Genomic DNA, 15,120 nt, shown 5'->3' with positions numbered 1-15,120 from the left:
TAACAAAGCAGGGTGTTGACAAAGATGAATCCTGACCGACGTGATTCAGAACAACGACGCCGCCTTGGATTTGGCCAGGTAGCGTGCCGGGCTCTCTCCCAGATTGCGGCGGAATACCGAAGTAAAGGCGCTGGAGCTGCTGAACCCCAACGCGAACGCCACCTCGGTAATCGACGCGCCATGGCTGAGCCGAGCCGTCGCCTCCGACAGGCACACTTGCTGGCGCCACGCCACGAACGTCATGCCGGTGTTTTCATGGAAGTTGCGCGTGAAAGTACGTCGGCTCATGTTCGACCAAGCGGCCATCTCATCCAGGGAAATGCGCTGTGTCGGCGCATCCACAAAACGCTGGCAGGCCCGAGCCAGACGGGGCTCCGCAGGTAATGGTGCACTCAGAGGCACTTCGGGCATTGCGCTGATTTCATCGATCAGCAGCGTCAATACACAGCGCTGTCGCACACTGAGTGCCGCGCTGGGCGCAATCGCCAGTGCCGCTTCCAGCAGATGCCTGAGCAGCGATGACACCTCGAACACCTGACAACGGTCCTGCAAACCGGCTCGCCCGGCGGCGGCGTCATCAAGGTAAGTGTTAAGCATCACCACATCACCGCGCATGTGCATCTCGTGGTGTACACCACCAGGCACCCAGATCGCCCGCTGCGGCGGCACCACCCAACTGCCAAGGTCGGTAAACATCTTGAGTGCGCCGCTGGAGGCGTAGGCGAACTGACCACGCGAATGGGTATGCCGCTCGAACACGGTGCCGGACGGGTATTCACGCAAGGTGACCACCGCTTCGGGGTCGTTGGCATCAAAGGTCGGGATCATGGCCCGATATTGTCAAAGTATGGCCTGGCATAGCAAGCGGGCCATTGCACCACGCTCTAGCATTCATGTCTCCGAACCCGCCCTGGAACGCTCATGCACAAAAAACACCTCGCCCTCGCCCTGCTCGTCACCTTCATCTGGGGGCTGAACTTTCCCATCACTAAACTGGGCCTGCGCGACATCGACCCGTTCCTCCTCACCGGCATTCGTTTCGCCCTGGCCGCCTTGCCGCTGGTGTTCTTTATCCGGCGCCCCACCGTCAAATTTCGCTACGTGGCGGCCTATGGTGTGATTTTCGGGCTGGGCATGTGGGGCGTGATCAACTACGGCATCCACCTCGGGGTCAGCCCGGGTATCGCCTCGCTGATCATTCAGCTCAGCGTGTTCTTCACCCTGGGCTGGGGCTACGTGCTGTTCCAGGAAAAGATCCGCTACGCGCAGTGGATAGGCGCTGTACTCGCCTTGATCGGGCTAACCGGGATCATCGCTACCCAGCAAGGTGAACATGCCGTGCTGGGTGTCATGTTGATCGTGTTCAGTGCACTGGCCTGGAGTGTGGGCAACGTGATCATCAAGACATCCGGGGTGAAGGAAATCTTTGCGTTCATGGTCTGGGCCAGCCTGTTCCCACCGATTCCCTTACTGCTCATGACCTGGTGGATACACGGCGGCGCAGCGTTCGAAAACTTGCCCATCCACCTCGACCTGACCGCCGTGCTGTCGATCCTGTTTCAGGTCTACCTGGCCACACACCTTGCCTATTGGGGCTGGAACACACTGCTCAAGGCGTACCCGGTGTCCACTGTCGCGCCGCTGTCGTTGTTGATTCCGGTGTTCGGGATAGCCAGTTCGATGTTGATACTGGATGAGCGGGTTTCCACACTCAACCTGATGTCGATGGCAATCATCATCACAGGTCTCGCGGTTGGGCTATACCGTCGTCGAACGACGTCAGGGCCACAAAGCCCAGTGCTTGACCGAGCGGCTACCACACACTCATGCCGTCAGTAGGCGAAGTTGTCGATCTTGACCTGGCCATCCGGAAACGTTGCGATGATTTCCAGCTCCCCGCCCATTGCGCGGATGTAATCACGTAACGTGCTGATGTACATGTCAGTACGACGCTCCATCTTGGAGACCGCCGCCTGGTTGATATTCAATGCTTTGGCCAGGCTCTCCTGGCTCAGCTGTTGTGCCTTGCGCAGTTCATGCAACGGCATTTCTTTCAAGTGCTGGCGGAACAACTGCTCGGCCTCGGTACGGGACTCGGACGTCATGCGAGCTTGAAGTTCAGTGAATTTCTTCGCCATGGTTGTGGCCTGTATTGGAATTGAAGGCATACAAAACATTCCATTGAAGGAATTATCGCTAGCGCTCGACCACACCCATCTGCATGCCCACCACATTTCCAAAGCAAAAAAAACCGCCCTTTCGGGCGGTTAAGGTGCTCGGCTTTGATCAGAAACCGAGGGAGAAGCTGATAGTCATCGCGTGGTCCTTATCGTTGCGTGACAGTTGACCCGAGTAGCCCAAACCGAGCTTGCCGTTCTGGCTGATCTGATAATCCAGGCCCGCTTCCACGACCGCGCTGTCCTTGGCAATCGGCACGCCTTGGGTGCTGAACGAGCCCCCGCCATTGATGAAGCTCAGGTCGGCATCAGGTTTGGTGTCACCAAAGGCGTGACGCCAGCCGATGCTGCCCCGTGGCGTGATTTTCGAGCCGTTACCCAGGGTGATGGTCTGGCCGATGCGCACGCCCAAGGTGGAGAAGGTCACGTCTTGGTCAGCATTGCCACGCAGGGCGGCGGAACCACCTTTTTCCTTGAAGGTGTCGCTGTCGTAATTGACGTAGGCCAAGCCGGCAAACGGTTCCACGACCACGTTGCGGGTTTCGATCGTGTAGCCCACTTCACCGAACACTTGTGCACTGCGTGCCTTGTAGTCGGCTTTCAGACGCTGACCTGTACCACCGACTGCCACGTCGCGTTTGCTCTCGATGTCGTGCCAGCTGTACGCCACGCCCATCCGAGCGGCGAAGGCTTCCTGCTGATACGCGGTGTACGCCATCAAGTGGTAGCTGTCGACGTCAGCGCTGGAGTTGCGGCGCTTGGCATCCAGGTCGCTGCGGGTGTAGCCGGCGGCCACACCGACGCGCCAGGCGTCGTCCACTTGCTTGTCGGTACCGAGCAGGAAACCGCCGAGGTTGCGATCCAGTTTGGCGGTGTTGCTGTCGCCACCCATGTGGCCCCAGGTGCCCAGCACACGCATCCAGCCGACCATTTCGCCGTGGCAGCCCGCGCTGCTCAGGCGGTTTTCACTCGGTGCCAGGCTGTTGCGTGGATCATCCTCGCGATAGCAGCCGGGTTGGCGCAGGCGCTCGTTGACCGCGTCACGGATGTAGCGCGAGTCTTCGAGCATGGCACTGGCGGTACTGGCATGGATTTCACCGGACAAGCTGTCGAAGGCCGCCCGTGCACCGGCTGCATCAGTGTTAAGCAGCGCATTCTGCACCGCTGCCCCACCCACTGCGGAACCACTGTCCAAGGCCGCCGCCACGCCACGCTGGTTGCCGGTGGCTGCCACGCTGGCATAGCTCACGTTGTTACGGCTGACCGCCAGGGCCACCTGGTTCGGGCTGTAGTTCAAGGCGGTATTGAGGAACGCCAGGTTCTCCAGATTGGTGTTGCTGAAGGTGCCGTTGACGCCGCCACTGGCCGTCAGCAGCGTGTAGGTGGTCGGGCCGGCATACGGTGCCAGGTTGATGACATTCAACGTACCGCCGAGGTTAGCCGTACCGCCGACCGCCAAGGAACTGGCGACCGAAGGCGTGATGACCAGGTTGAGTGCACCGGTATTGGCGTTGGTGAAATTGCCAGCCACAGTCAGTTTGCCGCTGTCAGGGGTGACGCTGCCGTTGTTGACCAGCGAACCGACACTGCCATTGCCGGTCAATCCGGCGCCACTGGCCACGGTCACTTGCCCACCCAACACCGCACCTGGATTGGCCGCATTGCCGACTTGCAGCACGCCCTCATCCACTGCCACCGTGCCGCTGAACGGTTGGTTGCCAGTCAGCAACAGCGCGCCCGAGCCTTGCTTGGCGATGCTGCCGGTGCCCGTCAAGGTGCCGCTGAAGGTGCCATTAGTCCGTTGTACAAACAGCATGCGTGCGTTGTTCAGGAAACGGCCCTGCAAGCTCTGCGTGCTACCGGCCAGCGTACCGCCGCTGACGGTAGTACCGCCTGTGTAGGTGTTGGCACCGGTCAACAACAAGGTGCCGGCGTCCAGTTTGTTGATGGCCCCAGCCCCCACGATTGGTGCTGCCACCTCCGTGGTCACCCCCGAATTGACCCGCACCGCTGCAACGCCAGTCGGTGTCAACGAGCCACCAGCCCCCGCCGTCAGCGTGTAGCCAGGGTCGAGGAACTGCAGACCGGTAAAGCCCTGGTTGCCGACTACAGTGACACTGCCGCCCTGCCCGCCAAACACGGCGAACTGGTTGTTCGACGCCTGGCCTTGGGTGCCCGTCGGGTCGGTCCAGTTGGTGCCTGGGCCCCAGGTGCCGCTGCCGCCGGTGATGGTGCCGCCTGGGTTAGTGGTGCCGCCGTTCCAGAACTGGATCTGCCCTGGTGTGGTCTGCACCAGCAAGTTGAGCTGGTTGGCCAACGCTGTCTGCAGGGTCAGGTCGCCCAAGCCCACCGGCAATGAGCCAAGGGTCAAGCCGTTATCGGTCAAGCTGCCGCCATAGCGGAACAGCTGGTAGACGCCGACCCCAAAGCCACCTGCATTGGTGACGTTGAGCGTGCCATCGAGGACTAGGTTGCCCGCCACATTCACTGCGGTAGTGGATGCCCCGGGTGCACCCAGCGTGAAGTCCAGGGCCGTGCCCGATGACAGTGCCAGCGAGCCCACCGACAACGGCGTCGCAGAGCCCGCCTTGAGGGTGGAACCATCCGCCATCGTGACAGCGCCACCGAGGGTGCCGCTCCCGCCGAGGGTCGCGCCACTCGCCACTTGTACCGCCGCGCTGTTCAAGGTGCCGTTGACCAGCAGGCTGCCCGCGTTGACGCTGGTGTTGCCGGTGAAGGTGTTGTTGCCCGTCAGCAGCAGCGCGCCGGTACCGGTTTTATTCAATACCCCGGTGCCCGTCAGATTGCCGGTGTAGGTACCATCGGCTCCTTGGGCGAATGTCAGCGCGGCGTTGTTGGCGATTGCGCCTTGCAGGCTGTTGGTGTCGCCGGTGGTGCTGCCGCCGTTGAGCGTGGTGCCGCCGCTGTAGGTGTTCGCGCCAGTCAGCAGCAGCGCGCCGTTGCCGTTTTTCACCAGGCTGCCGGTGCCACTGACGACGCCGTTGAGTGCCAGGTCGTGACTGCCAGCCAACGTCAGCGGGCCGCCCAGGTTGATGGCGTTGGCCAGTTGCAGGTCGGTCGTGCCGTCCAACTGAGCAGGACCGCCCACCGCCAGCACACCCGTGCCCAACGCGCCGTTATTGCCAAGGATCAGTTGACCGGCATTCAAACCGGTGCCGCCGCTGTAGGTGTTGGCACCGTTGAGGGTCAGTGTTGCCGCGCCTTTTTTCAGCAGACTGCCAGTGCCGCTGATCGCACCGTTGAGCGTCAACGCGTTGCTGCCGCCGATGCTGAGCGCACCGTTGAGTACAGCTGTGTTGCCCAGGACGACGGCCGCGTTGCTGTCCAGGGTAGTGCCGTCCGCTGCAGTCAACGCGCCGGAGCCCAGCGCGCTGTTATTGCCAACCACCAGCGTGCCACCATTCAACGCGGTGCCGCCGGTATAGGTGTTGCTGCCGTTGAGCACCAAGGTGCCGCTGTCGAGCTTGGCCAGGGTGCCAGCGCCACCGAGTGTCACACCCAGGGTGGCGGTGGCGTTCGGGTCGACACGGATCGCCGTGTTGCCGGTGCCACCGTTGACCAGGTTGAGCACGCCTGCTGTGCCAGAGGCCAGGTTGTAGCCGTCAGTGACGAACTGCATGCCGGTGATGGATTGCGTACCGTCCACGTTCACGTTGCCCGCCGTGCCTTGGAACACTGCGAAGCTGTTGCCCCAGCCTTGATTGAGCGTGCCGTCGACATTGGTCCAGTTGGTGATGCCAGTGCCCCAGGTCCCAGTGCCGCCATCAATGGCGCCATTGCCCACCAGGTTGGCGCCATCCCAGAACTGCACAGTGGTGTTGGGCGCCGTCACCAGCAGGTTGACCTTGTTGCTGACCGCTGTCTGCACTTGCACATCGCCCGGGATCACGCTGCCAGGCAGTGTGCCGAGAGCCAAGCCATTGTTGGTGAGTGCCCCGCCGTAGTTGATGATGTTATAGACGCCGCTGCCAAAGCCGCCGATATCCGTGACGTTGAGCTTGCCACCCAGTGTCAGGTCGCCACCCACATTCAACAGCCCGCTGCCGCCGCCGACCACCGGAATACCGAGGCCGACGTCCAGGTTGGCGTTGCTGCCCAATACCAACGAGCCCACCGACAGCGAGTTGCCGGAGGTCAAGCCGAGATGGCCGCCGTCGGCGACCGTCACCGCGCCGGTCAACGTACCGGTACCGGCCAGGGTCGCACCGTTGTTGACCGCCACCGTGCCGCTGGCCAGCGAACCGCTGACATTCAAGGTGCCGCCATTGATGTTGGCGGCGCCGCTGAGGCCATTGGTGCCGCTCAGGTTGAGCACACCGCTGCCGTTTTTATCCAGGTTGCCGGCACCGTTCAGTGCTCCTGCGAAGGTGTTGTCCAGGTTGCTGCCACCCACCGCCAGCGTGTTGCCGCCCGCGACTTGGACAATGCCGTTGCCGGCCAAGCTATTGAGGCTGGCATTCCCCCCCAGGTTGAGGCTGGCACCCGTGCCAACGTTGACACCGGACGTGTTGCCCAGCGCCGCGTTGCCCTGGGTGGTCACGCTACCGCCGACCACGTTGAGGGGGCCGCTGAAAGTGTTATTACCCGTGAGCAGCAAGTCCGCCGCGCCGTTCTTGATCAGCGCCGCATTACCGGCCAGCACGCCGCCCAGGGTCAGGTTGTTGTTACCGGCCACGTTCAGGTCGGCATTCAGGTTGACCGCGTTGGCTAGCACCAGCGGCACGCTGTTGTCCAGGGTGCCGGTGCCGCTGACGGTCAGGGCGCCCGAGCCCAGGCCCGCAGCATTGCCGACGGTTAACGTACCGGCAGCGAGGGTGGTGCCGCCGCTGTAGGTATTGGTGCCATTCAGGGTCAGATTGGCATTGCCGTTCTTGATCAACGAACCGTTGCCGCCGACCACGCCGCCCAGGGTCAGGTCATGGGTGCCCGCCACGGTCAGCGCCGCATTGACGTTGACGTTATTGGCCAGGGCCAGTGCGCTGCTGTTATCCAGCGTGGCAGCACCGCCGACGGTCAAGGTACCCGTGCCGAGCGCCGAGCCGTTGCCCAGGGTCAAGGTACCTGCGTTCAACTGCGTACCACCGAGGTACGCATTGTTGCCCGTGAGTGTCAGGTTGCCCGCCCCACTTTTGGTCAGACCGCCCGCGCCGCTGACCAACCCGTTGAGCGCCAAATCGGCGCTGCCGAGGATACCAAGGTTGCCCGCCAGGTTTACGGTATTGGTCAAGGCCACTGCGCTGCTGGTGTCAAGGGTGGTGCCCGCCGCCGCATTCAACGCTCCGGTGCCCAAGGCATTGTTGGAAGCCAGGATCAACCCGCCGCCATTCAGCGCGGTCGGTCCTGCATAGGTGTTGTTACCGCTCAAGGTCAGGCTGGCGATGCCATTCTTGATCAGGCTGCCGGTGCCCGCCACGGTGCCTGCCAGGGTCAGCGCGTTGCTGCCGCCGACGGTCAGGGTGCCGTTGACGTTCACAGCATTGCCCAGGGTAACGGCGGTGTTGCTGTCCAGCGTGGTGCCGTTGGCAGTGGTCAATGCACCGCTGCCCAACGCGCTGTTATTGCCGACCACCAGGGTTCCGCCATTGAGTGCGGTGCCACCGGTGTAGGTGTTGGCGCCATTGAGTACCAGCGTGCCCGCATCCAGCTTGGCCAGCGTTCCACCGCCGTCGAGGGTCACACCCAGGGTGGCGGTGACGTTCGGGTCGACACGCACCGCCGTATTGCCGCCGACGCCGTTGAGCAGGGTCAAGGCCCCCGCCGTGCCGCCGACCACGTTGTAGCCGTCAGTGACAAATTGCAGGCCGGTAATGGCTTGAGCACCGTCAACCGTCACAGTGCCTGCCGTGCCTTGGAACACCGCGAAGCTGTTGGGCGTCCAGCCTTGATTGACCACGCCGTTGACATTGGTCCAATTAGTACCAATGCCCCCCCAGGTGCCGGTGCCGCCATCGACGTTGCCGTTCGCCACTTGCTGGCTGCCATCCCAGAACTGCACGTTGGTGCTGCCGCTGACCAGCAAATTGATCTGGTTGGCGATCGCGCTCTGCACGGAAAGATCGCCCGGGGTCACGTTCACCGGTACGCTGCCCACCGCCAGGCCGTTGTCAGTGAGTGCACCGGTATAGTCGATCAAACGATAGATACCCGCACCGAAACCGCCGATATCGTGCACGTTGAGGGTGCCGTCCAGGGTCAGGTTGCCGCCCACATGGATCAGCGCTGTACCGCCGCTGGACGCCGCGCCCAGCCCAGCATCCAGGTTGGAGTTGCCGTTCAAGACCAGCGAGCCCACCGTCAAGGTGTTGCCCGAATTGACGGCCAGGTGAGCGCCATCGGCAACATTCACACTGCCCAACAAAGTGCCAGTGCCGCCCAGGGTAGCGCCGCTGACGACGCCCACGTTCGCACTGGCCAGTTCGCCGTTGACCAGCAGGCTGCCGGCATTCACTTGGGTGTCACCGGTCAACGTGCTGATGCCGCCCAGGGTCAGGGCTCCGTTGCCGATTTTAGTGAAGTTGCCAGCGCCGGTGAGCACACCACCGAAGGTGCTGTTCAGGTTATTGCCACCGACACTTAAAGTGCTGCCCGTGCCGACCAAGGTCACGCCGTTACCAGTGAGCGCGCCGAGGCTGGCCGAGCCGCCCAGGGTCAATTGCGCACTGTTGCCCAGGTTGACCCCGGCGCCCACACCCAGCGCACCGTTGCCCAGGGTGGTGAGGCTGCCGGATTGCACGTCGAACAGGCCGGTGAAGGTGTTGTTGCCACTCAGGGTCAAGTCGGCCAGACCGGTTTTGATCAAGCTGGCGCCACCCGATAGCACACCGCCCAGAGTCATATTGTTGTTGCCGGCAAGGGTCAGGTTGGCGTTGACGTTGACCGCATTGGCCAGCACCAACGGCGCGCTGCTGTCCAGGCTGGCAGCGCCACCGACCGTCAAGGCGCCAGAGCCAAGCGCTGCCGACGTACCCAGGGTCAAGGTACCGGCATTGAGGGTGGTACCGCCTTGATAAGTATTGATGCCATTGAGTGTCAGGTTGGCAGTGCCGTTTTTGACCAGCGCCCCGTTGCCGGACACCAGGCCACCGAGAGCAAGGTCATTCGTACCGGCCACCGCCAGGTTGGCATTCAACACCACATTGTTGCCGGCAGTCACCGCCGTGTTGTTATCCAGGGTGGCTGTGCCAGCGACGGTCAGGTTGCCCAGGCCCAAGGCCCCATTGCTGCCCAGCGTCAGGGTGCCGGCGTTGAGGGTCGTGCCGCCGAGGAAGTTATTCGCGCCACTGAGCACCAAGTTGGCCGCGCCGTTTTTCGTCAGGCTGCCGGCACCGTTGATGGTGCCGCCGAGGGTCAGGTCTGCCGTACCGAGGATGCCCAGGTTGCCCGCCAGGTTGATCGCATTGTTGGCGGTGACTGCGGCAGTGCTGCCCAGGCTCGTGCCGTTCGCTGCATTCAAGGTGGCGCTGCCCAACGCCGAATTGGACGCCAGAATGAGTCCACCGGCGCTCAACGCCACCGGACCGAGGAAGGTGTTATTGCCGCCCAGGGTCAAGTTGGCCGCCCCCGCCTTGATCAAGCCACCCGCGCCGCCAATCACACCATTGAGCGTCAGCGCCTGGGTGCCTGCCACGGTCACATTGCCATTCAACGTGACGGCATTGGCCAGGGTGGTCGCGGTATTGCTGTCCAGCGTCGTACCGCCAGCGGCGGTCAACGTGCCACTGCCCAGCGCCGCGTTATTGCCCACCACCAAGGTGCCGCCATTGAGCGTGGTGCCCCCGGTGTAGGTGTTGGTGCCGCCGAGTACCAGCGTACCGGCGTCGAGTTTATTGAGGATGCCGGTACCATCAATGTTCACCCCGATGGTCGCAGTGGCGCCGGGGTCAACCCGGATCGCCGTATCACCCGACAATCCATTCACCGCCGTCAACTGCCCAGCTATGCCGCTGACCAGGTTGTAGCCGTCGGTAGCGAATTGCATGCCGGTAAACAGTTGCGGCCCCTGCACCGTGACCGTACCCGCCGTGCCCTGGAACACGGCAAAGTCCCCGGCCCATGTCTGGTTGAGCGTCCCGCTGACGTTGGTCCAGTTGGTGCCACCACTGGACCAAGTGCCAGTGCCGCCCTCCACCGAGCCGTTGGGAATGGTCTGGCTGCCGTCCCAGAACCGCAGGTTGGTGCTCGGCGCCGAGACGACGATATTGACTTGATTACCGACGGAGGTCTGCACCACCAGGTCGCCCAGGGCATAACCGATGGGCACGGTGGCGACGTCCAGGCCCAGGTTGGTCAGGCTGCCGGTGTAGTTGGCCAACCGATAGACGCCGACGCCAAAGCCACCGGCATCCGTCACGTTAAGGTTGCCATCGAGGGTGAGGTTGCCACCTACGCTGAGCAAGGGCGTGACGGACGGAGCGTTCAGTGCCACATCCACATTGGCTCCCGAACCCAATACCAGGGAACCGGCAGACAGGGTCGCGCCACTGCTCAGTGCCAGGTGCCCGCCATTGTTCACATTCAAGGCGTTGAGTACCGAACCGCTGCCGGTCAGGGTGCCGCCGCTGTTCACATTGACGATGCCGCTGGCCAGGGAACCACTGAGATTCAAGGTGCCCGCATTGATCGCGGTATTGCCGGTCAAGCCATTGGTGCCAGCAAGGTTGAGAGTGCCGCTGCCGACTTTGGTCAGGCCACCGCCGCCATCGAGGCTGCCGTTGAACGTACTGGATGTGCTGACGCCACCCACAGTTAATGTCGTCCCCGCGCCCAGTACAACCGAACCACTGCCGGACAGCGCCGCCAGGCTCGAATCAGCCCCCAGGTTCAGTGATGCCCCGGCGCTGATGTTGGCACCGGAAGTATTGCCCAGAGCATTGGCGCTCAACACACTGAGGCTGCCGGCAAGTACATCCACGGAGCCGGTCAACGTGTTATTACCCGTCAGGGTCAGGTCGGACAGGCCATTCTTGATCAGGCTGCCGGCGCCGCTGAGCACACCGCTCAGGACCAAATTGTTGTTGCCGGCGAGGGTCAGGTTGGCATTCAGCGCAATGGCGTTGCCCAGGTTGAAGGGTCCACTGGTGTCCAGGGTCGCCGCGCCCCCGACGGTCAGTGCCCCGCTACCCAGCCCGCCGGCGTTGCCCACGGTCAGTGTCCCGGCGTTGAGCGTGGTGCCGCCGCTGAACGTGTTGTTGCCATTGAGGGTCAGGTTGGCTGCGCCGTTCTTGATCAGCGGACCAGCACCGCTGGCTACACCACCCAGTGTCAGGTCGCTGGTGCCACCCACGGTCAGACCGGCATTGAGCGCAATGGCATTGGCCAGGGTGACGGCCGCGTTGCTGTCCAACGTCGCGGCACCACCGACGGTGAGCGCGCCACTGCCCAGGGCCGTGCCCGTACCGACCGTCAGCGTCCCACTGTTGAGCGTGGTGCCGCCCTGGAAGGTGTTGAGACCGTTGAGGGTCAGGTTGGCCGCGCCATTCTTGATCAATGAACCTGCCGCGCCGCCGACCACACCGCCCAGTGCCAGGTCGGCCGAGCCGCCCACCGTCAGCGCGCCACCGAGGTTGATCAGGTTAGTCAACGACGAAGAGGTATTGGCGTCCAGCGCAGTCCCCGCCGCCGCCGTCAGCGTGCCGCTACCCAACGCATTGCTGCCACCCACGACGATCTTGCCGAGGTTGAGCGATGTGCCACCCAGGTAGTTGTTGGCACCGTTGAGGATCAGGTCCGCCGGGCCGGCCTTGACCAGGGCACCAATGCCACTCACCACGCCGTTCAAGGTCAAAGCGTTGCTGCCATCGATGGTCAAGCTGCCGTTCAGGTTGAGGTTATTGCCCAGGCTCAATGCGCTGCTGGCATCCAAGTGGGTGCCATTCGACGCGTTCAAGGCCCCCGTGCCCAACGCCGTGCCGGAACCGAGCATCAGCCCTCCAGCGGTCAGCGCGGTGGTGCCGGAATAGGTGTTGGCGCCATTGAGGGTGAGGGTCGCCGCACCCGTTTTGATCAATCCGTTGGTGCCGCTGATGACACCACTCAAGGTCAGTGGATTGGCGCTCGCCACCGTCAGGTTGGCGCCCAGGTTGATAGCATTGCCCAGGGCGACGCCGGCGCTGTTGTTCAGGGTCGCGGCCCCGGTCACATTGAGCGCACCGGTACCCAACGCCGCATTGTTACCCACCGTCAACGTGCCGCCCGCTAGCGTGGTGCCGGCCAGGAACGTGTTAGCGCCGTTGAGCACCAACGCCGCCGCGCCGTTTTTGGTCAGCCCACCCGCACCACTGATCACACCGCCCAGCGTCAGGTTGTTGCTGCCACCGATATTCAGGTTGCCGGCGAGGTCCAACGCATTGGAGAGGCTGACGGCGGTGCTGGCATCCAGCGTGGTGTTGTTGGCCGCACTCAAGGTGCCGCCCGCACCCAGGGCCGTATTGCTGCCAAGGATCAGCGAACCGCCGTTGAGGTTGGTGTTACCGCTGAAGGTGTTGTTGCCACCCAGGGTCAATGCAGCGACGCCGTTCTTGATCAAGTTTCCCGCACCGGAAATGACGCCGTTCAAGCCCAATGCCTGGCTGCCGCCCACGGTCAGTGCACCACCCAGGTTCACGGCGTTGGTGAGGGAGACGTTGGTGCTGGCGTCCAGCGAAGTACCCGCCGCAGCAATGAGGGTGCCGGTACCCAGGGCTGTGTTGCTACCGAGGATCAACGAACCACTGTTGAGGTTGGTGTTGCCGCTGAAGGTGTTGTTGCCACCCAGGGTCAACGCAGCGGCGCCGTTCTTGATCAGGTTTCCTGCACCAGAAATGACGCCGTTCAAGCCCAGCGCCTGGCTGCCGCCTACGGTCAATGCGCCGGCCAGGTTGACAGCATTGGCCAGGGTCACGGCGGTGCTGGCATCCAGCGAAGTGCCCGCCGACACGGTAAGGGCGCCAAGCCCCAATGCTGTGTTGGAACCCAGTACCAGGCCGCCAGCGTTCAGTGCGGTAGTGCCCGTACGGGTATTGTTACCGGTCAGGGTCAACAGGCCCGAGCCGCTTTTGGTCAGTGCACCCGCGCCGGACATCACGCCGCTGAGGGTCAAGGGGTTGATCCCGGTCAGGTTCAACGCACCGCCGAGGTTGATGCTATTGCTCAAGGCCGACGCACCGCCGCCATCGAGGCTGGCCGTCGCCGTGACATTCAAATTGCCGTTGCCCAGGGCATTGTTATTACCCAGCACCAAGGTGCCTGCACCCAGGTTGGTAGTGCCGGTATAGCTGGTGTTGATGCCGTTGAGGCCAAGGCTGCCGGTGCCGATCTTGGTGATGCCGCCTGCACCTGTAATGAGACCGCCCAGGTTCAGCGTCCCGGCAACGTCGGTGGTCAACGTGCTGCCAAGGGTGAGGTCGTTGGCGAGGTTGATCGTGCCGGGCGCCTGCAAGGTTGTCACGCCGGTGACGTTGACCAAGCCGCTGCCCAGCGCCAAGTCATTGCCCAACTGCACGGTGCCACCGGCCAGCGTGGTGCCGCCCGAATAGGTGTTGGCACCGCTGAGGATCAATTGGCCGGTGCCGGCCATGTTCAAACCACCCGTGCCTGAGAGTACGCCCGCCAGAGTCAGGCCGGTGGCCGCGCCATTCACCGTCAGGCCGCCCCCCGTGAGCGTCATCAAGTTACTAAGGATGAGCCCTCCGGCGCTCGCTTGAATCGCGCCGCCATTGGCGGTCAGTACGCCGCTGCCGAATGTAGCGTTGTTGTCGAACAGTGAGATACCACCGTTGAGTGTCGTATTGGTGCTCACCAAAGGCCCTGTCAGGGTCCAGGTGCCGCTGTTGACCGTCAGGTTGTTGAAGTTGACGTAATTGGCACTGGAAGCAGCGCCGATACCACTGGTGCCGCCGCCTAAACCACCAGCGTTTTGCAGCACCAACGTGTTGCTACCCCCTGCTCCACCGTCAATCTGGCCAGTGGGCGCAAAGGTGAGATTGATCCCCAGCAAACCGCCCAGGTTGAGACCAAGCCCACCCCCGCTGGCCACGCTGGAACCGGTAATGGCGTTAAAGGTGTTGCTGCTCCCCGTCCCCATCGACAAACCGCCCACAATGCTGCCGGCGTTGGTGAACGTATTGCCGCCTGTCGACGTTTCGAACGCCATGCGCCCGTTAATGTTAGCCCCCGCTTCGTTGTTCATGATGATTTGAGAGCCGCCGTGCACCGCCACCACCGGCACATCAGGAGTCAACAGACTAATGCCCAGCAATGCCGAGGAACCCAAGGTCCCACTGTTGGTGATGGTGGTCGTCCCCGAACTGCCATTGTTGATATTGAGGGCCATGCCATTGAGGGTGCCGAGGTTGAGCGAGAGAAGTCCCGAGGTGCCCTTCATCGTCCCCGTGTTATTGACGACCACCTGGCCCGACGCTCCACTGCCAATCACCACGCCACTGCTGAGCAGCGTCACCAGCCCGACGACTGAAGGGTCGATGGTGCCGTTGTTGTTCAAGGTAATGTTGTTACCCGTCAGGCTCATCACCGTACCCAGCGAGGCCGCCATGGTGGTGCCAGCGTCCACAGTAACCGTAAGGCCGTCCGTGCTATTGGCAAAGGCGTTGGGTGCAAAGAGCGCAGCCGTACCGTTGCAGTCCACCGTTAACCCAGTAACTGTGCAGGCAGCCATCGCAGGCTGGGCAGTGAGACCGATCAGCAGCCCAGCGACGCCGAGGCGAACCGCAAGGGAAAGAGGAGAAAACCGGGGTGCAGCGGCAGTAGCAAGTCTTCTATCCACGTCCAACTCCTTCGTGGTCCAAGCCTTTCATCCATGAATGCGTAGAAGCCCAACCCTAGAGACCAACACGCACTGAATTCGAAATACCTGACCGTGGTGACAACTGACCTAGTGTGTCGAAACGGTAGTAGACCCACGGAAAGCCATTGAATTAAATGGTAT

Annotated in this window: 4 protein-coding genes; 1 reads left to right on the top strand and 3 read right to left on the bottom strand. The window is 62.6% G+C overall.

All coding sequences use genetic code 11. The annotated features are described in order from the left end of the window. Window positions 1–45: 45 nt before the first annotated feature. Window positions 46–828 (bottom strand): AraC family transcriptional regulator, encoded by a 783-nt coding sequence (locus AC07V4_RS25450; RefSeq protein ID WP_492637974.1) that lies wholly within the window; start codon window positions 826–828, stop codon window positions 46–48. 93 nt (window positions 829–921) lie between these two features. Here AC07V4_RS25450 and AC07V4_RS25445 point away from each other — a divergent pair, with 93 nt between their 5' ends. After that, window positions 922–1,839, top strand: coding sequence for an EamA family transporter (locus tag AC07V4_RS25445; RefSeq protein WP_492637975.1), 918 nt, complete (start codon window positions 922–924; stop codon window positions 1,837–1,839). Here the strand turns inward: AC07V4_RS25445 and AC07V4_RS25440 are convergent. Next, window positions 1,833–2,138: an XRE family transcriptional regulator gene (locus AC07V4_RS25440; protein WP_492637976.1), complete on the bottom strand. Its 306-nt coding sequence runs from the start codon at window positions 2,136–2,138 to the stop codon at window positions 1,833–1,835. The genes AC07V4_RS25445 and AC07V4_RS25440 overlap by 7 nt on opposite strands. Window positions 2,139–2,286: 148 nt before the next feature. Continuing rightward, the gene (locus AC07V4_RS25435; RefSeq protein WP_492637977.1) at window positions 2,287–14,958 is read right to left on the bottom strand and encodes an autotransporter-associated beta strand repeat-containing protein; all 12,672 of its coding nucleotides are present in this window, start codon (window positions 14,956–14,958) and stop codon (window positions 2,287–2,289) included. Window positions 14,959–15,120: the final 162 nt, after the last annotated feature.

The organism is Pseudomonas sp. GW821-FHT03A09, assembly GCF_059421065.1.
This window is presented reverse-complemented; position numbering and strand designations above follow the sequence as displayed.

Excerpts from the sequence above, each read along its gene's own strand:
- AC07V4_RS25440 (WP_492637976.1), bottom strand. The coding sequence starts at position 2,138 with ATGGCGAAGAAATTCACTGAACTTCAAGCTCGCATGACGTCCGAGTCC.
- AC07V4_RS25445 (WP_492637975.1), top strand. The coding sequence starts at position 922 with ATGCACAAAAAACACCTCGCCCTCGCCCTGCTCGTCACCTTCATCTGG.
- AC07V4_RS25450 (WP_492637974.1), bottom strand. The coding sequence starts at position 828 with ATGATCCCGACCTTTGATGCCAACGACCCCGAAGCGGTGGTCACCTTG.